The following is an 18273-nucleotide window of genomic DNA, read 5'->3' on the forward strand; positions in this document are numbered from 1 at the left end:
AAGGAGAGAAACATGAGCAAACCATCTGTAAAAAAAGTTGTTGTAGCCTATTCCGGCGGTCTGGATACGTCTGTAATCATTCCATGGCTAAAAGAAAACTATGACTGTGAAGTTGTAGCATTCGTGGCGGATGTTGGTCAGGGCGAAGAAGAGCTTATCGGCATTGAAGAAAAAGCCAAAGCATCGGGTGCATCAGAGTGTTACATCGCTGACCTTAAAGAAGAAATGGTCGCAGATTATATCTTCCCTACGTTAAAAACGGGTGCGTATTACGAAGGCAAATATCTACTAGGCACGTCAATGGCACGTCCTATCATTGCGAAGGCTCAGGTTGAAGTGGCACGTAAAGTAGGCGCGGACGCGCTGTGTCATGGCTGTACAGGTAAGGGTAATGACCAAGTTCGTTTTGAAGGTGCATTTGCAGCGCTTGCTCCTGACCTAAAAGTGATAGCACCTTGGCGTGAATGGGATCTCGTTAGTCGTGAGGAGTGCTTAGACTATCTGGCTGAGCGTAATATTCCATGTACTGCTTCTCTGACCAAGATTTACTCACGTGATGCGAACGCATGGCATATCTCTACAGAAGGTGGTGTTCTAGAAGATACTTGGAATGCACCAAATGAAGATTGCTGGGTATGGACTGTTGACCCAGAGCAAGCGCCAAACGAAGCGGAGTATGTGACTTTAGAAGTAAAACAAGGTGAAGTCGTTGCTGTCGATGGCGAGCAAATGACGCCATACAATGCGCTAGTGTACCTAAATGAGAAAGGCGCGAAGCACGGTGTTGGTCGTATTGATATCGTTGAAAACCGTTTGGTTGGTATGAAGTCTCGTGGTTGTTATGAAACTCCGGGGGGCACTATTATGATGGAAGCGCTGCGTGCGGTTGAGCAACTTGTTTTGGATAAAACGTCGTTTGAGTTCCGTGAAGAGCTAGGTATTAAAGCGTCGCACCTTGTTTATGACGGTCGTTGGTTTACGCCATTATGTAAGTCAATTCTTGCGGCGTCAGAAGAGCTTGCTCAAGACGTTAACGGTGAAGTCGTTATTAAACTATACAAAGGTCAAGCTATTGTGACGCAAAAACGCAGTGTGAACAGCCTGTACTGCGAAGAGTTTGCTACGTTTGGTGAAGATGAAGTGTATGACCAAAGTCATGCAGAAGGCTTTATCCGCCTGTACTCACTTTCAAGCCGTATCCGTGCTCTTAACGAAGTGAAGAGAAAGTAATCTCATATCACCCTGCATGAGATCGCATGCTTCGCTATACTGATTGAAATAACGAAACCCATTTGATATCAAATGGGTTTCTTGTTTTTTGCCGCAACGTCAGTCACTAAATTGATTTATTTTGAATATTTATGTGAAATAAATGAATTTTTACTTTATTTTTAATTCAATTTGCCGTAAGTTGAACCCTAACAATAAAGAAACTGAGTTGCATCAGATTCAAGCCGAACAAAGCAGTGAAGATTGAGCAGTTAGGAGAGACACGATGGCATTATGGGGCGGAAGATTTACCCAAGCAGCAGATACGAGATTCAAAGACTTTAATGATTCATTGCGCTTTGATTACCGACTTGCTGAGCAAGACATTGTTGGCTCAATTGCTTGGTCAAAAGCGCTGGTATCGGTGGATGTATTAACTGAGGAAGAACAGCAAAAGCTTGAGTTGGCATTAAACGAACTTAAGCTTGAGGTCATGGAAAACCCTAAGCAAATCTTACGCTCTGATGCGGAAGATATTCATAGCTGGGTTGAACAACAGCTTATTAGCAAAGTCGGCGACCTCGGAAAAAAACTGCATACTGGACGTTCTCGTAATGACCAAGTAGCGACCGATCTAAAGTTATGGTGTCGTCAGCAAGGTCAACAGCTATTACTCGGTTTAGATAGACTGCAATCGCAAATGGTTGAGGTGGCGAGAGTCCATCAAGATACTGTGCTTCCTGGCTACACTCACTTGCAGCGTGCTCAACCGGTGACATTTGCCCATTGGTGTTTGGCTTACGTAGAGATGTTTGAGCGTGATTATTCGCGTTTGGAAGATGCTATCAAGCGTCTGGATACATGCCCATTAGGCTCAGGAGCACTTGCTGGGACGGCTTATCCGATGGATCGTGAGCAGCTAGCTCATAACCTTGGTTTCAGAAGAGCAACACGTAATAGTCTGGATTCCGTATCAGACCGTGACCATGTTATGGAGCTGATGTCTATCGCATCTATCTCGATGTTGCATCTATCTCGTCTCGCTGAAGACATGATCTTCTACAACTCTGGTGAATCTAATTTCATTGAGCTCGCAGATACAGTGACGTCTGGCTCTTCTCTAATGCCACAGAAAAAGAACCCGGATGCGCTTGAGTTAATTCGTGGTAAAACGGGCCGTGTCTATGGTTCATTGGCTGGCATGATGATGACAGTAAAGGCGTTGCCACTTGCTTACAACAAAGATATGCAGGAAGACAAAGAAGGTCTATTCGATGCACTAGATACCTGGAACGACTGCATGGAAATGGCAGCACTGTGTTTTGATGGTATCAAGGTAAATGGTGAACGTACTCTTGAAGCGGCGAAGCAAGGTTACGCAAACTCGACCGAGCTTGCTGATTACCTGGTTGCTAAAGGTATTCCGTTCCGTGAGGCGCACCATATTGTTGGCGTTGCGGTGGTGAGTGCAATTGCTAAGGGCTGTGCTCTAGAAGAATTATCTATTGCTGAGCTGCAAGAGTTCTCTCCAGTCATTGAACAAGACGTGTATGATATTCTTACTATTGAAAGCTGTCTTGAGAAACGTAGTGCCTTAGGTGGTGTTGCGCCTCAGCAAGTGGCTTATGCAGTTGACCAGGCCGAGAAGCGTCTAAGTGCTCGTGATAACTCGGCAGTGAAAGTCCGTTCTGCAAGACTCACTGATATCGATGCGTTGGAAAGCATGGTGGCTTATTGGGCTAACCTTGGAGAGAACTTACCGCGCAGTCGTAATGAACTAGTGCGTGACATTGGTTCATTTGCGGTAGCAGAGCATCATGGGGAAGTAACAGGTTGTGCATCCTTGTATGTGTATGACTCAGGACTGGCTGAAATTCGCTCACTAGGTGTCGAAGCAGGTTGGCAAGGTCAAGGGCAAGGTACTGCTATTGTGCAACACCTGGTTGAGAAAGCGCGTAAGATGGCGATTAAGAAGGTCTTTGTACTGACCCGTACGCCAGAGTTCTTTATGAAGCATGATTTCATTCCAACGTCGAAGACGCTATTGCCTGAGAAAGTTCTGAAAGACTGTGATCAGTGTCCAAGACAGCATGCTTGCGATGAGGTAGCGTTGGAAGTTAACTTAGTAGAGCAAATAATTACTAAGATGAATGTTGCCTAACTCATTGAAAAATAAGTGAGTAAGAAAAAGATCGAAAAAACTTTAAAAAAAGATCATTTTTCTGGGAACAATTAAGAAAAGGCGCGGTCTATTAAAGTACCACTGCTTTTTCTTAGAAGAATCTAAGAAGGCCCCGAGTCAAGGTTGACTACGGGGCTTTTTTCTTTCTGCCGTTCGGCAAATCTTTGATTGAATTCTGTTATCGCCAAGCATGTCACAGTGTAGCCGTGTTGAACTTCTATCGAATCCGTTAGAATACGCTTTCCTGTTTCACTATAAGCCGTCCTCTGAGACTAAGAAGATAAGAATGATTGAACGCATCCATACGAAAGAGCGCATGAGCCGCATTGTTAAGCACAACGGTACTATTTACCTATGTGGTCAAGTTTGTGCAGACGCGACGAAAGATATTACAGAGCAGACACAAACCATGCTCGATAAGGTTGAAGCGTTGCTCTTGGAAGCAGGTAGTGACAAAGAACACATGCTGTCGGCAACTATCTACCTAAAAGACATGCAAGATTTCCAAGCAATGAACGCGGTATGGGATGCTTGGGTCCCCGCTGGTTTTGCTCCAGCTCGTGCTTGTGTGACTGGTGATATGGCGCGTGAAGCGTTGTTGGTGGAGATTTCTGTTATTGCCGCTGAAATTGAGACAAAGTAAGCCAAAAGCTACCCTAAGATGAAACCAAAAAGCGAGCCCATATGGGACTCGCTTTTTTAGTGTCTATTTGAGTATAAGAAACTTTAGCCTAGATAAGCTTCTAGTTCTTCGCTACCACCAATGTGTTTACCACCGATAAAGACTTGTGGAACTGTAGTACGGCCAGAGATAGCGCGCAGTGTTACCGTTGTTGCATCCTTACCCAGAATGACCTCTTCATATTGCAAGCCGTGGTCAATCAGGTTCTGTTTTGCTTTCATGCAGAACGGACAACCAGGTTTACTGAATACTGTGATTGATTCTTGAGTTCGGTAATCAGGAGCAATGTAGCCCAACATAGTATCTGCATCAGAGACTTTGAACGGGTCACCTGGCTCGTTTGGTTCGATAAACATTTTTTCTACGATGCCATCTTTCACCAACATGCTGTAGCGCCATGAGCGCTTACCAAAGCCAAGATCGTTTTTCTCAACCAGCATACCCATGCCTTCAGTGAAGTCACCATTGCCATCTGGGATGAAGGTGATGTTCTCAGCTTCTTGGTCGTTCTTCCAAGCGTTCATTACAAATGTATCATTTACAGACACACAAAGAATTTCATCTACGCCATGTTCTTTGAAGACTGGGAACAGTTCATTGTAACGTGGCAAGTGGCTAGAAGAACAGGTTGGTGTGAAAGCACCCGGCAAGCTGAATACGATAACCGTTTTACCTTTAAAAAGTTCATCAGTGGTTACATTAACCCATGCGTCACCTTGACGAGTTGGAAATGTCACTTGAGGAACGGCTTGGCCTTCTTTAGATGCAAACATAATCTTGTCCTTATGGAATCTTAAATTCGATTAACTTGAAAATCTCTGTGAGCTTAGCGCTTACTGCTGTGCTTCGTTGAGACCATTATCAAAAAAATGGATTGATAGTTCTAATCGTTTATTGTTATGGTATCGATAGCTATATTCTATCGGAGTCAGCAATGAACATTCGCGATTTTGAGTACCTCGTCGCTCTAGCGGAACACAAGCATTTTCGTAAGGCTGCTGAGGCATGTTTTGTCAGTCAGCCGACCTTAAGTGGTCAAATTCGTAAACTCGAAGATGAAATTGGCACCTCACTGCTCGAACGCAGCAGTCGAAGAGTGTTATTCACTGATGCAGGTCTGCAGTTGGTGGAGCAGGCTAAGCGTGTGTTAAAAGAAGTGAAAACGTTTCGTGAGATGGCGGCAGGGCAGAGCGGTGAAATGACTGGGCCTATGCACATTGGTTTCATTCCCACAGTTGGACCTTATTTACTTCCTAAAATCATCCCTAAGCTGAAAGATGCATTTCCGGAGCTAGAGCTTTATTTGCATGAAGCGCAAACTCATCAGTTAGTAAGACAGTTGGAAGAAGGTAAATTGGATTGTTTAGTTCTGGCTTCGGTACCAGAAACAGCACCTTTTAAAGAAATTGAAGTGTATAACGAGCCAATGAGTGTGGCTGTACCTTGTGATCACGAATGGGCCAACAAGGACCAGATCGAAATGGCAGAGTTGAATGGCCAGACCGTACTCTCATTAGGCGATGGACACTGTTTACGCGACCAGGCATTAGGCTTCTGTTTTGCTGCCGGCGCTCGGGATGACGAGCGTTTTAAGGCGACGAGCCTTGAGACTCTACGAAATATGGTGGCAGCGGGCGCAGGTATTACTTTATTGCCAGAGCTCTCCTTACCGACAGAAAAAGTGAAAGATGGTGTTTGTTATGTGACTGCCATTAATCCAACGCCTTCTCGAAGTATTGTCCTTGCTTATCGACCAGGTTCGCCGCTTCGCGCAAGGTTTGAAAAGTTGGCTAAGGCGATTACCGAGTATTTAAGCTAACGATCAGGCTAGCTGTGTTGATACTGCTAAAAATGGCAACTCTCAGATATTATAAAGGGGCGTAAACGCCCCTTTTTTCTTATTCATCGTTCAAACTTAGAACAGACTATCGCCACCCGATTCATCGCTTGAATATAAGGTGTCAGTGAGGCTGTCTTGGACATACTCTTTTGGTTCGGTACCAATTTTGAAGTATTCAAACATGGTAGAACCATCGGTCTTATTGGTTAGCATTCCTGAATCACGATCAATACGAACACGAGTAATGTCATTCGGGATTTGCTTCGCTTGTTGAGGGTGACCTTCTAAAGCAACATGCATAAAATCAACCCAAGCTGGTTGCGCAGTCTTAGCACCAGCTTCTGCGCCAGTAATTTGGTTTTTACCTAAGTTCGGGTTTGCTGTGGTGCGACCTAGCTTACGCTGGTGGTCATCAAAGCCAACCCACGCAGTGGCAACAATACCTGGACCATAACCGTTGTACCATGCATCTTTCGAGTCATTAGTCGTACCGGTTTTACCACCGATATCACGACGCTTGAGTTTCTGAGCTCGCCAACCAGTGCCGTTCCAGCCAGTGCCTTCTCGCCAGTTACCGCCACCCCAGACGTTGCTGTAGAGCATTTCTCGAGTTAAGAACGCAGTTTGTTCTGACAGAACTTTTGGCGCATAGCGTGGTTCGTCCGAGTTCATGTCCTCCTCATTGAACTGAGCAATGTCGACTGGTGTAAGCTCTGTCGCGTTTGTCGCTTCTTCAATGCTTGGTGCTGCACTGTCATCATTGCTTGCACTGTTCATTTCAGGTGCTTGCATTTGTGGACAGTCTTGGTGGCACACTACTTTTGGATTCGCTTCGAACTCTACCTTACCAAATGGGTCCTCAACCTTACTGATGTAATAAGGCTCTACATAGTAACCACCATTGGCAAATACTGAGAAACCTTGTGCCATCTGGACAGGTGTCAAACTACCTGCACCTAAAGCAATCGTTTCTGAACGTGGTAGCTTCGATTTATCAAAGCCAAAACGAGTCAGGTAATCACGAGTTTCATCTAAACCAACTTCACGTAGCACTCGTACAGCCATGACGTTCTTAGATTGTGCTAGACCAATTCTTAGACGAGTAGGGCCAGTATAGGTCGGTGGTGAGTTTTTCGGGCGCCATGCGGTACCTGCACTCTTGTCCCATTTGTTGATTGGGGCATCATTGACTAGGCTTGCCAGTGTCATCCCTTTATCCAATGCAGCGGCATAGATAAATGGTTTGATACTAGAACCTACTTGTCTTACTGACTGAGTAGCGCGGTTAAACTTGCTGTGAACAAAGTTAAAACCACCAACTAGAGAAAGCACAGCACCATTTTCAGGGTTGATAGCGACGAAAGCAGTATTTGCATTCGGAACCTGGCTTAAACGCCACGTAATCGCTACGGGTTCTGGTATCTCGCCTTCCTCGGTTTGTACTTCTTTATCTTCAGGAGCCACATCTGGTGTACCGTCTAAATCGGCAGCGCGTACCCAAATTTGCTGACCAACCGCTACGATATCTGACGCTGTTTTAGGTGCATCGCCTTGACGGTCATCGGTTCTAAACTTACGTGCCCATTTCATGTTGTCCCAATCAATGGTTTGCTCGCCGTAGCTCTTAACGTATACCGTAGCTGTTTTACCTTCGACCTTCTCAACAACGGCTGGGCGTAGCTCGCCATATGTTGGCTGGCTGCGAAGATGTTTGGCGATCTCTTCTTGGCTCATCGCTGTTTGGTCTGGTTTCCAAAGTACTTTTTCAGCACCGCGATAGCCGTGACGTTCATCGTAGCTAAGTAAGTTTTTGATGGCAGCAATATGAGCCGCTTTTTGCAGCTTAGAGTCAACGGTTGTGGTGATGCGCATACCAGATTCATACGCGGCTTCACCATAGCGACTTACCATCCAAGCGCGAGCGATTTCTGCTACATAAGGTGCGCTGAGTTCGATCTCTGCACCATGATATTGAGAAATAATAGGTTCGGCACGAGCTTCATCAAATTGCGCTTGAGTGATGTACTTCTCTGACAACATACGAGAGAGCACCACGTTGCGGCGCTGCGTTGCACGCTCGACCGAATAGATCGGGTTCATTGTTGATGGCGCTTTAGGCAAACCAGCCAGCACGGCAATTTCACTTAGCGTTAGATCTTTAAGGTCGCGTCCAAAATAAGCTTGTGCTGCTGCACCAAAGCCGTATGAGCGATAACCTAGGAAGATTTTATTGACGTACAACTCCATGATCTCTTGCTTGCTTAGCAATTGCTCAATGTGTACCGCAATAAAGATTTCTTTAATTTTACGCATGACCTTCTTCTCGTTAGATAAGAAGAAGTTACGAGCTAACTGTTGGGTAATGGTACTCGCACCTTGAGACGCGCTACCAGAAGCAATGACGGCTACTGCAGCACGTGTAATACCAATTGGGTCAAAACCATAGTGGTCGTAGTAGCGACTGTCTTCCGTCGCAATCAGCGCATCGATAAGCTCTTGAGGGATCTCATCGTAAGATATTGGAATACGACGCTTTTCGCCAAACTGTGCGATCAACTTCCCATCTTGGCTAAACACCTGCATTGGAGTTTGTAGCTGTACATCTTTTAACGTTGCAACGTCGGGTAACTCAGGTTTTACGTAGTAGTAAAACCCGAAGATGGTACCGACTCCAAGCAGCATGCAAATCAATGCAAAAACCAACAGTCTCTTTATGAACTTCACCGGAGATTCCCTGATTAATTAAGGTTATGGGTAGGCAATTACTTGTACTCTAGACCAAAAATTTACCTATTAGGGTTAATTAACGCTTATTTGAGCGTCGATCTCAACCTTTTCACGTTGTTAATGCATTCGTTGAGGTTATTTAAATGGCAAGAAAATGGATTACAGGTATCGATATCGGTCATCACAGTACGAAAGCAGTCGTGCTGACGTATGAAGGTTCTGACATCAAAATTGTAAACCAACTAGAGCTTAATGGTTGCGCCGCCATTTTCGCTGATCCCTATACGCTCAAACATCAAGAAACTGTTAAGAAACTTAAAATTCTCCGAAAGATCGTGCCCATTTTCCGTAAACAGGCAGCCATAGCGATTCCAGAAAGTACTGTGGTGAGTAAAGTGATTAACTTGGACGCTAGACTTGTTAATGATGAACTTGAGTACGCCGTTCACCAAGCAATGAGCTATCAAACGCCGTATGATTCAGAGGCTTTAGCGATTGACTATGTCGCTGTGCCACCCCAAAACGAGCCACATCCCAATCAAGAGACAGCAGCCTATCAAGTTCATGTAGCGCGTCACAATATCATTGATAATTGGACTCAAGTAGTCAAAGCACTTGGTTTTAAACCACAACTGATTAGCACTAATATTCATGCGTTGCGCAGTGTTCAGAAGCTAGTGTTGACGACCTACCCACAGTTCAGTAATTGGGTGTTACTAGATGTAGGACAGACCAATGTGTCATTACTGCCGCCGCTTCAACTGCCTTTAGAGCTGCACAAAGCTTGGAGCATAACGTGCGATCAAGATGCTCATCTCACTATTCAAGCGCCTTATAACTCCGCTATTTCAACGCAGTTTGGGTCCGTACTGCATAAAGTGAGTGCGCAATTACAATTATTCCGTTCCATGCTTGAAGAACATCAAGTTGGAGGGCTGATCCTTACCGGAGGTCATATTCAAGACAGCGATGTGGTGGACTTGATTACCACCCGCACCAATATGAGCGTTGAGTGCATCAGTGACTATCTCACCTCGCTGAGTGATAACCAATATAAATTAGGCTGTGCTTATGCTACGGCGTTGGGCATCGCGCTTAACGCGATTCACTGGACTCAGGAGCACTAAATGTCAGTGATTAATTTACTGCCTTGGCGTGAGCAGCAGCGTCGTCATCACCGACAGCGCTTTGTAATATTGATCATCACTGCTGTATTAGGTGGCTACTTTATTTCTACATTGGCGCTGCACCATTTCGAGTCGGAGGTGGCGATTCAGAATCAGCGTGTTGTCTATCTTCAAAAGGCTATCACTGAGCAAAGGCTGCGGATGAATCAGCTATCGGATGTAACCACTCAATACGAAAATCTTCTGCAGCGTCTAGAGTTGGTGCAAACACTGCAAGCGGAGCGGGGAAAAACAACAGCAGTAATGAATCTGATTCCAGCCCTGATTCCTCAAGGTGTGTACATCGATAAGATTCGTATGCGAGGACAGCGCTTTAAATTGTTTGGAATCAGTGAAAATACAGCGCTGCTGGCCGAAATGTTGGAACGATTTGAACAGGAACCCACCGTTAGTTATGTCGAAATTCACTCTATTGTTCATGGGCGTCAGCGGTTTGATAAAAGCTACCAAGCATTTGAACTTTCGTTTCAAGTATCTCTGAGTACTTTGTTGCCGCCAGCACTAAAGATATTTCAGTCGAAAGAAGTGGGGTAACGACAAGTGTTGGACTTTGAACTGGATGACATAAAAGATTGGCCATTTAACTACCAGCTTATTATCGGCCTATTGGTTTTCATGTCATCGAGTTATGCATGGTTTTGGTTTTCAACAAAGTCTAATTCTGATGAGTTAGAACGAGCTGTGCAGTTGGAACAACGGTTAAAACTAGAGCTAAAAACAGTAGTTGCGCAAACGGCGAACCTACCTAATAAAAAGCAGCAACTTGAGCTGGTGAGAAGTCGCTATCAACGGTTACTTCATTTACTACCAGTTCAACAAGAACTCGCGACACTACTTGCCGGTGTCAACCAAGAAGGGCTGCACAACCAACTCACTTTCACTCGAATTGACTGGGGCAAGCGCGCTTCGGAGCACTTTCTCTATAAGCTGCCAATAAATATAGAACTCACCGGGAATTACAACGACATTGGTCACTTTAGTCAGGCCATTGCCGAGTTGTCTCGAATGGTGCTTATCGAAGATGCTGAGTGGCAGCGAGTGAGTCAGGAAAGCAGTGTATTACATTTCCGAGTTCAAGCTGCAACCTATCAACTGCATGAGGATTTTGGGGAGAAAGGTGATGCTGGTAAGAATTAGTTTGATGCTTATCAGCACCTCAGTGTTAATGGGTTGTCGAGCAAAACAGGACCCATTGAACGAGTTCGTCACTCAGGTGTTGCGAGAGGCGAAAACAACACAAGCAGATATGCCGCTTTTCTCTACTATCGAGGTCATTAAGTTTACGCCCACAAATCGGAACTCGCCTTTTGACTTGCCTGCAATGATTCAGAATCACTCTCAATCTGTGGCCAACTTATCTTGCTGGCAGCCTAAGAGCCGTAGCAAAGTGCCTTTAGAGCGTTACTCGCTTAATGATATGCAATTGAAAGGAGTGATGGGGAAAGGGGAGCAGCGCAGAGGAGTTGTGGCTTTACCTATAAAACGAATAGTGACAGTGAGCGCGGGACAATACATAGGTGAAAACAGCGGCCTAATTAAACAGATAACAGCAGATAAGCTAATTATTCATGAGACGCTTCCCGATGGATTAGGGTGTTGGCGTCAACGGCAAATCACATTGGTACTGAAGTAATGGAGATACAAATAGTGACGAGAAAAATGTTGTCCATTTGGAGGTGGGCATTCTATTTGTGGGCGTTGTTCATCAGTACTGATTTGATTGCCATTCCCCAAACTAATCAACTTGTTGATGTCTCATTTGAACTGGATAAACAGAAGCGTGCAGTAGTCGTTATTGAGCTTTCTCATGCTGGCAGTGTTGTGGATATTAGCGCCGAGTCGCAAGGAATAAATATTGTGGTAAAGCAAACCCAAATCGCGTCAGACAAGCTAGCGATTTTGGATGTAACGGATTTTTCTACCGCAGTGAATCAGATAGAACTATTTGATGACAGCCCCGATGTTCGGATCTTTGTCGAGGCGGCCACGGCAGTTCAATATCAATATACGATGCATGGTAAACAACTGAAAGTGACAATTTTACCTCTGCCTCAGCAACAAAGTGATGAACAAAAACTGTTTGGTAGTCATAGTGGCAAGCTTACTTCAATCAATTTCCAAGACATTCCTGTGCGCAGTGTATTGCAGCTTCTGGCTGACTATAACCACTTTAATTTAGTGGCATCCGATAGTGTCCAAGGCAACTTAACCCTACGTTTAGATGGTGTGCCATGGACGGAAGTCCTCGACATTATCCTGCGAGTAAAAGGGTTAGATAAACGGGTAAAGGGCAACATCATCTTAGTGGCTCCTAAAGCAGAGCTGGATTTGCAAGAGAAGCAAGCGTTAGAAAAGAGTCGCTTGGCCGAGCAAATTGGTCAACTTAAATCGGAAATCATTAACATTAACTATGCTAAAGCGGCGGATGTAGCGGCCATGATTGGTGGAGATAGTGATGTCAGTATGTTATCTGAACGAGGTTCGGTTGCTATCGATGAGCGCACCAACGCCTTATTGGTGCGAGAACTGCCTGAAAATCTTCGCGTGATTAAAGAGATTATTGCCTCACTCGATATACCCGTGAAACAGGTACAAATTGAAGCGCGAGTGGTCACTATCAAAGAGGGTAATATTGAAGAGTTGGGGATACGATGGGGTTATACATCGATAAATGGTGACACCACGATCGGCAGTACGATAGAAGGTAACCTTGCTTCGTCTGGCATCGGTGGAGGAGAGGTGGACATTGAGGACTTCCTTAATGTTAACTTGGGGGCGCTGTCTGACAATGCCGCCAGTATCGCATTTCAAGTAGCAAGCCTCGGGTCAAATACATTACTTGATCTAGAGTTGTCCGCATTACAAAGTGAATCGAAAGCCGAAATCATATCCAGTCCACGTCTTATCACTACCAATAAAAAGTCTGCTTATATAGAGCAGGGAACAGAGATTCCTTATTTGAAATCGACATCGAGTGGAGCGACAGCGGTTGAGTTTAAAAAAGCGGTGCTTTCTTTGACGGTGACTCCGCAGATCACACCCGACAATCGCCTTATTCTCGACTTAGATGTGACTCAAGACAGGGTTGGAGAAGTGTTGAAAACTTTAGAGGGTGAAACAGTGGCGATTGATACTCAAAGGATAGGAACTCAAGTTCTGGTTAACGATGGTGAAACTGTAGTGTTAGGCGGTATTTTTCAACATGCCATGACCAGCAAGGTAGATAAAGTGCCACTTCTTGGTGATATTCCGGGGTTGGGGGCATTATTTAGACGAACCTATGAAAACATCGGTAAGAATGAGTTACTGATCTTCGTAACTCCTAAGATTATTACTCAGTAACTATCTGTAAAGTATCAAATAATTCAAAAGGACTAAAAATAAAGTTGCATTCAAGGCACCTTACCTTGATAATTTCGGGTCTTATCACGACTTATCTGTGAGGAATTGGTGCCACAAGCCCTTTTTCCGAGGCTCCTTTTCGGTCTTTTCTTGTGGCGATGTCATTGAATTAACGTTGTAAATTAATGCTAAACATGGCTGAGAAACGTAATATTTTTCTTGTTGGCCCTATGGGTGCCGGCAAAAGTACAATCGGTAGACACCTAGCTCAACAACTACACATGGAGTTTGTTGACTCTGATACAGTAATTGAAGAGCGTACAGGCGCAGACATCGCATGGGTGTTTGACGTTGAAGGTGAAGAAGGTTTCCGCAAACGCGAAGAAACCGTTATTAACGATCTAACCGAACAGCAAGGTATTGTACTTGCTACAGGTGGTGGTTCAGTTAAAAGTAAAGACAACCGTAATCGCCTTTCTGCGCGTGGTATTGTTGTCTATCTTGAAACAACCATCGAAAAACAGCTTGCTCGCACAAATCGCGACAAAAAACGCCCGCTGCTTCAAACGGACAACCCGCGCGAAGTACTTGAGTCTTTAGCGGACGAGCGCAATGATCTTTACAAAGATGTGGCGGACTATGTGGTTCGTACTGATGATCAAAGTGCAAAAGTGGTAGCCAACCAGATCGTAAAAATGCTAGAAGAAGGTCAAGTCTAACTTTCTTTCTTCAATAGGAGAGCAACCCATGGAACGGATTACGGTCGAACTTGGTGAGCGTAGCTACCCAATTTCAATTGGTGCCGGGTTATTTAATGACTCGGCTCAATTTGCCCAAATTCCAGATGGAAAATCAGTGGTTGTTATCACTAACACCACCGTTTCCCCCCTCTACGCTGATGCTATTCTAAAGCAGCTTGATAACAAAGGTTGCAAAACCTCATTACTCGAACTGCCTGATGGTGAGCAATACAAGACACTAGACACTTTCAATACAGTCATGACTCATTTACTGTCAGGTAACTATGGTCGTGATGTAGTAGTTGTTGCCCTTGGTGGTGGTGTGATTGGCGATCTTGTCGGTTTTTCTGCCGCTTGCTATCAACGTGGCGTGGATTTTGTTCAAATCCCAACCACGCTATTATCCCAAGTCGACTCATCTGTGGGCGGCAAAACCGCCGTTAACCACGAGCTTGGCAAAAATATGATTGGTGCTTTCTATCAGCCTCAATCTGTCATCATTGATACCAACTGTCTTAAGACCTTACCTGCGCGTGAATTCGCCGCGGGTGTTGCTGAGGTGATTAAGTACGGCATCATCTATGATGAAGCCTTCTTTGAATGGCTAGAGCAAAACCTCGATAAGCTTTATGCATTGGATCAACAAGCTCTGACTTATGCTATTGCTCGCTGCTGTCAGATTAAAGCTGAGGTTGTGGCTCAAGATGAGAAAGAGTCGGGTATTCGCGCGTTATTGAATCTAGGTCATACATTTGGTCATGCGATTGAAGCAGAACTAGGGTATGGTAAATGGTTACATGGAGAGGCAGTCTCTTCCGGTACAGCTATGGCCGCCCATACCGCGCATTTGCTTGGTGATATAACCGCAGAGCAAGTGACCCGTATTATCACTTTGCTAGAGCGCGCTAAATTGCCTGTACACACTCCAGAATCAATGAGTTTTGAAGACTTTATCAAGCATATGATGCGTGATAAAAAAGTCTTATCGGGTAAGTTACGCCTTGTGCTACCAACGTCTGTTGGTACTGCTCAGGTGGTTTCTGACGTTCCGAGTGACATCATCAAACAAGCTATCGACTTGTGCCGACAGTAGTTCGATATTGTCGATGCTATTGAAGGTAAGTTAGATGTGAGGCTCCGTAATGGGGCCTTTTTTAGGTTTAATGACTAGGTAGATAGGATCAGAATGAGTTTGTCGTATGAGCTGCGAGTATTGGAATTAGATTCGCAGACCCAACTACTAGAGCGTGTGCAGCTACTGACTCAATTTGCGTCGAGTTTTGTCGTTATCAAAGGTGAGTCTGGCGCCGGAAAAACTTGGCTTGCACACCGCTATCTCGAAGCCTGGGCACATGGCAAAAACCAATCACTGATTACCTGTTTCGCGAATCAAGATGATGAAGTGAACCGCAGTAATATTCTTCGTCAACTCTTTCCTCATTCAATGTACAGCGCTACCGACTCACTGCATGACAGTGTTGAGCGTATTCTGGAGGGTGAGGCGAGCAATATTGTGATTGTTGTCGATGATGCTCAGTACATCTCACAAGCCTTACTCTCCGAGCTATGGCTGTTGTATACCGCCTCTTTGCATGTCACTAAACAGAACATCAGTATCGTATTATTCAGTGCTAGCGATTCGCTCAGTTCTCGACTAGCGCGATTGAGTCATGGCCTTGATAGTAAACCGGTAGAGCTGGATGCTGATGAACTGACCGACGCGGAGGCTGAGCGTTTTTTTGATACTCTTGTGCTGCGCTATATTGATGAAAGCGTTGAAAAAAGAGTCAAAAGCGCGTTTACTAGCATTAAACCGCTTCCGGGTGAAATTTTGGCGTTAGGAGAGCAAAAAATGGAAAAGAAGGTGATTATTCGTTCATTGGTTGGTTCACCTGCCAAGATTGCAGCAACAGTGGCAGTTATCGTTTTGCTGCTATTTTTAGGTTACAGCTGGCTACTAAAATCGCCAACGCCGCAGAGCACAGAGCCTAGCGAAGTACCGATTGAGCAAACGGTGATTCCTACCTTAGATGGGCCAGTCGATGCCGCTACTGAAGAACAAGCGGAAGGGGCTAACAAAGAAATGCCGTCCCAGTTAGAGCCTACGGATGATACCGCTTCGCTACCGCCTTCGGTAACATCAGAAACCGCGAGTGTCGGTGTAGCAGAATCTGGTGAGCGCGTAGTAATTACCTCGGACGTTGTAGATGCCTTATTAGATGACAATACTGCTGTCGCAGTGGCAAAAGCGGCTGAGGTTCAAAATGTGGTCACACCAAAAGTGGAAGTAGTTGATGTGGATAGTGCGCAGAAACTGCAGACTCCAATTACGTTTTCCTTCGCTCGTGAAGAACTCAATGCCCTACCTGCAAACAACTACACGTTACAAATCGCCGCGATGACTGAGCTAAAAGACGTTCAGCTGTTCTTGAACCAACACTCGTTTGACAAACCAGTCCGTGTTTATCCAACGTTGCGTGGAGATGAGAAGTGGTACATCGTGACTTACGATGTGTATCCAAGTATTCAAACGGCACGTGATGCAGCGGAAGCGTTACCGGAAGAAATCCAGTCTCTTGGACCTTGGCCAAAATCTCTTAGCCAAGTACAGCGAGAAATTACTCGTTGGAAAGAGTAACCTTCCAGTGAACACTGTGGGTGATTTTCGCTGACCTTTCTGCTAGAAAGGTCAACATAACAAATTGAATTATGATATATTCCCCAGCCTTAATTTTTGGGGTGGCAGTAGATAGAGCAAGTAATGAAAAAGCAACGCGCCTTTCTTAAGTGGGCTGGTGGAAAATATGGCTTGGTTGAAGACATTCAAAAGCATTTGCCAGACGCAAGAAAGCTGGTAGAGCCTTTCGTTGGTGCAGGGTCTATCTTCCTAAATACGGACTACGATCAGTATTTACTTGCCGATATCAATCCCGATTTAATTAACCTCTATAATCTGTTAAAAACAGATCCCGAGACCTACGTCGCTGAAGCAAAGCGCCTATTCACTGCTGAACACAATCGCAAAGAAGTGTATTTGGATATTCGCGCCCAGTTTAATCAGACTGACGACGTCTTGTTTCGCTCCGTCGCCTTTCTTTATATGAACCGTTTTGGTTTTAACGGCTTGTGCCGTTACAACAAAAAAGGTGGCTTTAACGTGCCCTTCGGCTCTTATAAAAAACCGTATTTCCCAGAAAATGAGCTGATTTTCTTTGCTGAGAAAGCGAAGAAAGCCACGTTTGTTTGCGAGGGATATCACGACACTTTTAAACGAGCGCGCAAAGGCAGCGTTATATATTGCGACCCGCCATACGCACCACTATCGAACACGGCCAACTTTACCTCTTATGCGGGTAATGGGTTTAGTCTTGATGACCAAGCTGCACTTGCTGACGTTGCTGAGCACGCTGCGTTTGATCGTGGTATTCCGGTGCTGATTTCTAACCACGACACCACTTTGACACGTCGTCTATATCACGGTGCGCAACTGAATGTGGTCAAGGTTAAGCGAACCATCAGCCGTAATGGTGCAGGTCGTAATAAGGTTGACGAATTATTGGCGTTATTTGAGCCGCAAGATCAATAACTGCTTGGTAAGGGCTAGGATTTAATCAACCGCTTCGGTAGAATTGCGCGAACTTGGCGATACTCGCTTGCTTTGAATTCAACTGAGGTTAGGTATGAAAGACTTTTTAATTGCTCCATCCATTCTCTCTGCAGATTTTGCTCGCCTAGGTGAGGACGTTGAAAAAGTACTCGCTGCGGGTGCTGACGTGGTTCACTTTGATGTGATGGACAATCACTATGTTCCTAACCTGACGTTTGGTGCACCAATCTGTAAAGCACTACGCGACTACGGCATTACCGCTCCAATCGATGTTCACTTAATGGTTAAACCTGTCGATAGCATTGTTCCTGATTTTGCTAAAGCCGGTGCGAGTATGATTACTTTCCACGTTGAAGCGTCTGAGCACGTAGATCGTACACTGCAACTTATCAAAGAACACGGCTGTCAGGCAGGTGTAGTACTCAACCCAGCAACCCCTCTTTCTTGCCTTGATTACATCATGGACAAAGTGGACTTGATTCTACTGATGTCAGTGAACCCAGGCTTTGGTGGTCAATCTTTCATTCCGTCGACGCTAGACAAGTTACGTGAAGTTCGTAAACGCATTGATGCTTCTGGTCGTAACATTCGCTTAGAAATTGATGGTGGCGTGAAAGTCGATAATATTCGAGAAATTGCCGAAGCGGGCGCAGACATGTTTGTTGCCGGTAGCGCTATCTTTAATCGTCCAGACTACAAAGAAGTTATCGACGAGATGCGTGCTGAACTGGCAAAAGTAAACAGCAAATAGATTTGG

The 18273-nt window shown here is 45.0% G+C and carries 16 protein-coding genes; 14 read left to right on the plus strand and 2 right to left on the minus strand.

The window, feature by feature from the left end:
• Nucleotides 1-12 precede the first annotated feature (12 nt).
• The 3 genes from VME0621_RS21630 (at nt 13) to VME0621_RS21640 (ending at nt 4034) form a co-directional block, all read left to right on the plus strand.
• On the plus strand, nt 13-1230 hold the full coding sequence (locus VME0621_RS21630) for an argininosuccinate synthase (protein ID WP_006071150.1): 1218 nt from the start codon (nt 13-15) through the stop codon (nt 1228-1230).
• 265 nt (nt 1231-1495) lie between these two features.
• Nucleotides 1496-3370 (plus strand): argininosuccinate lyase, encoded by a 1875-nt coding sequence (gene argH, locus VME0621_RS21635; RefSeq protein WP_062463057.1) that lies wholly within the window; start codon nt 1496-1498, stop codon nt 3368-3370.
• Between the two features lie 307 nt (nt 3371-3677).
• Nucleotides 3678-4034, plus strand: coding sequence for a RidA family protein (locus tag VME0621_RS21640; RefSeq protein WP_006071144.1), 357 nt, complete (start codon nt 3678-3680; stop codon nt 4032-4034).
• Between the two features lie 83 nt (nt 4035-4117).
• Here the strand turns inward: VME0621_RS21640 and VME0621_RS21645 are convergent, their stop codons facing one another.
• On the minus strand, nt 4118-4846 hold the full coding sequence (locus tag VME0621_RS21645) for a redoxin family protein (protein WP_006071142.1): 729 nt from the start codon (nt 4844-4846) through the stop codon (nt 4118-4120).
• A gap of 161 nt (nt 4847-5007) precedes the next feature.
• Here VME0621_RS21645 and oxyR point away from each other — a divergent pair, with 161 nt between their 5' ends.
• The gene (oxyR, locus tag VME0621_RS21650) at nt 5008-5892 is read left to right on the plus strand and encodes a DNA-binding transcriptional regulator OxyR (RefSeq protein ID WP_006071140.1); all 885 of its coding nucleotides are present in this window, start codon (nt 5008-5010) and stop codon (nt 5890-5892) included.
• A gap of 96 nt (nt 5893-5988) precedes the next feature.
• Here the strand turns inward: oxyR and VME0621_RS21655 are convergent, their stop codons facing one another.
• Nucleotides 5989-8637: a penicillin-binding protein 1A gene (locus VME0621_RS21655; protein WP_062463054.1), complete on the minus strand. Its 2649-nt coding sequence runs from the start codon at nt 8635-8637 to the stop codon at nt 5989-5991.
• A 146-nt stretch (nt 8638-8783) separates the two neighbouring features.
• Between VME0621_RS21655 and pilM the strand changes: the two genes are divergently transcribed.
• The 10 genes from pilM (at nt 8784) to rpe (ending at nt 18267) form a co-directional block, all read left to right on the plus strand.
• On the plus strand, nt 8784-9767 hold the full coding sequence (gene pilM, locus VME0621_RS21660; protein WP_062463051.1) for a pilus assembly protein PilM: 984 nt from the start codon (nt 8784-8786) through the stop codon (nt 9765-9767).
• Entirely contained in the window at nt 9768-10361 is a 594-nt protein-coding gene (locus VME0621_RS21665) for a PilN domain-containing protein (protein WP_006071134.1), read from the plus strand. It begins immediately after the preceding gene.
• Nucleotides 10362-10367: 6 nt separating this feature from the next.
• The gene (locus tag VME0621_RS21670; protein WP_062463048.1) at nt 10368-10964 is read left to right on the plus strand and encodes a type IV pilus inner membrane component PilO; all 597 of its coding nucleotides are present in this window, start codon (nt 10368-10370) and stop codon (nt 10962-10964) included.
• Nucleotides 10948-11460 carry a pilus assembly protein PilP gene (locus VME0621_RS21675; RefSeq protein ID WP_062463046.1) on the plus strand — a complete coding sequence of 171 codons (513 nt, stop codon included), beginning with the start codon at nt 10948-10950 and terminating at the stop codon, nt 11458-11460. The genes VME0621_RS21670 and VME0621_RS21675 overlap by 17 nt, the downstream gene beginning before the upstream one ends.
• Before the next feature lie 26 nt (nt 11461-11486).
• The gene (locus tag VME0621_RS21680; RefSeq protein ID WP_370736790.1) at nt 11487-13169 is read left to right on the plus strand and encodes a type IV pilus secretin PilQ; all 1683 of its coding nucleotides are present in this window, start codon (nt 11487-11489) and stop codon (nt 13167-13169) included.
• Between the two features lie 194 nt (nt 13170-13363).
• Nucleotides 13364-13888, plus strand: coding sequence for a shikimate kinase AroK (aroK, locus tag VME0621_RS21685; protein ID WP_038231065.1), 525 nt, complete (start codon nt 13364-13366; stop codon nt 13886-13888).
• A 28-nt stretch (nt 13889-13916) separates the two neighbouring features.
• Complete coding sequence (gene aroB / locus VME0621_RS21690) at nt 13917-15002, plus strand: 3-dehydroquinate synthase (protein WP_006074829.1); 1086 nt, start codon at nt 13917-13919, stop codon at nt 15000-15002.
• A gap of 93 nt (nt 15003-15095) precedes the next feature.
• Complete coding sequence (locus VME0621_RS21695; protein WP_062463040.1) at nt 15096-16547, plus strand: SPOR domain-containing protein; 1452 nt, start codon at nt 15096-15098, stop codon at nt 16545-16547.
• A 123-nt stretch (nt 16548-16670) separates the two neighbouring features.
• The gene (locus VME0621_RS21700; RefSeq protein WP_006074827.1) at nt 16671-17495 is read left to right on the plus strand and encodes a Dam family site-specific DNA-(adenine-N6)-methyltransferase; all 825 of its coding nucleotides are present in this window, start codon (nt 16671-16673) and stop codon (nt 17493-17495) included.
• 94 nt (nt 17496-17589) lie between these two features.
• Entirely contained in the window at nt 17590-18267 is a 678-nt protein-coding gene (rpe, locus tag VME0621_RS21705; RefSeq protein WP_006074826.1) for a ribulose-phosphate 3-epimerase, read from the plus strand.
• Nucleotides 18268-18273 lie beyond the last annotated feature (6 nt).

The organism is Vibrio mediterranei, from assembly GCF_900088415.1.
Classification (GTDB): Bacteria; Pseudomonadota; Gammaproteobacteria; order Enterobacterales; family Vibrionaceae; genus Vibrio; species Vibrio mediterranei.

What these genes read in the sequence shown, in the direction of transcription:
- VME0621_RS21695 (WP_062463040.1), top strand. Translation starts at nt 15,096, where the DNA reads ATGAGTTTGTCGTATGAGCTGCGAGTATTGGAATTAGATTCGCAGACC.
- VME0621_RS21630 (WP_006071150.1), top strand. Translation starts at nt 13, where the DNA reads ATGAGCAAACCATCTGTAAAAAAAGTTGTTGTAGCCTATTCCGGCGGT.
- VME0621_RS21665 (WP_006071134.1), top strand. Translation starts at nt 9,768, where the DNA reads ATGTCAGTGATTAATTTACTGCCTTGGCGTGAGCAGCAGCGTCGTCAT.
- VME0621_RS21645 (WP_006071142.1), bottom strand. Translation starts at nt 4,846, where the DNA reads ATGTTTGCATCTAAAGAAGGCCAAGCCGTTCCTCAAGTGACATTTCCA.
- aroK (WP_038231065.1), top strand. Translation starts at nt 13,364, where the DNA reads ATGGCTGAGAAACGTAATATTTTTCTTGTTGGCCCTATGGGTGCCGGC.
- VME0621_RS21675 (WP_062463046.1), top strand. Translation starts at nt 10,948, where the DNA reads ATGCTGGTAAGAATTAGTTTGATGCTTATCAGCACCTCAGTGTTAATG.
- oxyR (WP_006071140.1), top strand. Translation starts at nt 5,008, where the DNA reads ATGAACATTCGCGATTTTGAGTACCTCGTCGCTCTAGCGGAACACAAG.
- VME0621_RS21680 (WP_370736790.1), top strand. Translation starts at nt 11,487, where the DNA reads ATGTTGTCCATTTGGAGGTGGGCATTCTATTTGTGGGCGTTGTTCATC.
- argH (WP_062463057.1), top strand. Translation starts at nt 1,496, where the DNA reads ATGGCATTATGGGGCGGAAGATTTACCCAAGCAGCAGATACGAGATTC.
- pilM (WP_062463051.1), top strand. Translation starts at nt 8,784, where the DNA reads ATGGCAAGAAAATGGATTACAGGTATCGATATCGGTCATCACAGTACG.
- VME0621_RS21640 (WP_006071144.1), top strand. Translation starts at nt 3,678, where the DNA reads ATGATTGAACGCATCCATACGAAAGAGCGCATGAGCCGCATTGTTAAG.
- aroB (WP_006074829.1), top strand. Translation starts at nt 13,917, where the DNA reads ATGGAACGGATTACGGTCGAACTTGGTGAGCGTAGCTACCCAATTTCA.
- rpe (WP_006074826.1), top strand. Translation starts at nt 17,590, where the DNA reads ATGAAAGACTTTTTAATTGCTCCATCCATTCTCTCTGCAGATTTTGCT.
- VME0621_RS21700 (WP_006074827.1), top strand. Translation starts at nt 16,671, where the DNA reads ATGAAAAAGCAACGCGCCTTTCTTAAGTGGGCTGGTGGAAAATATGGC.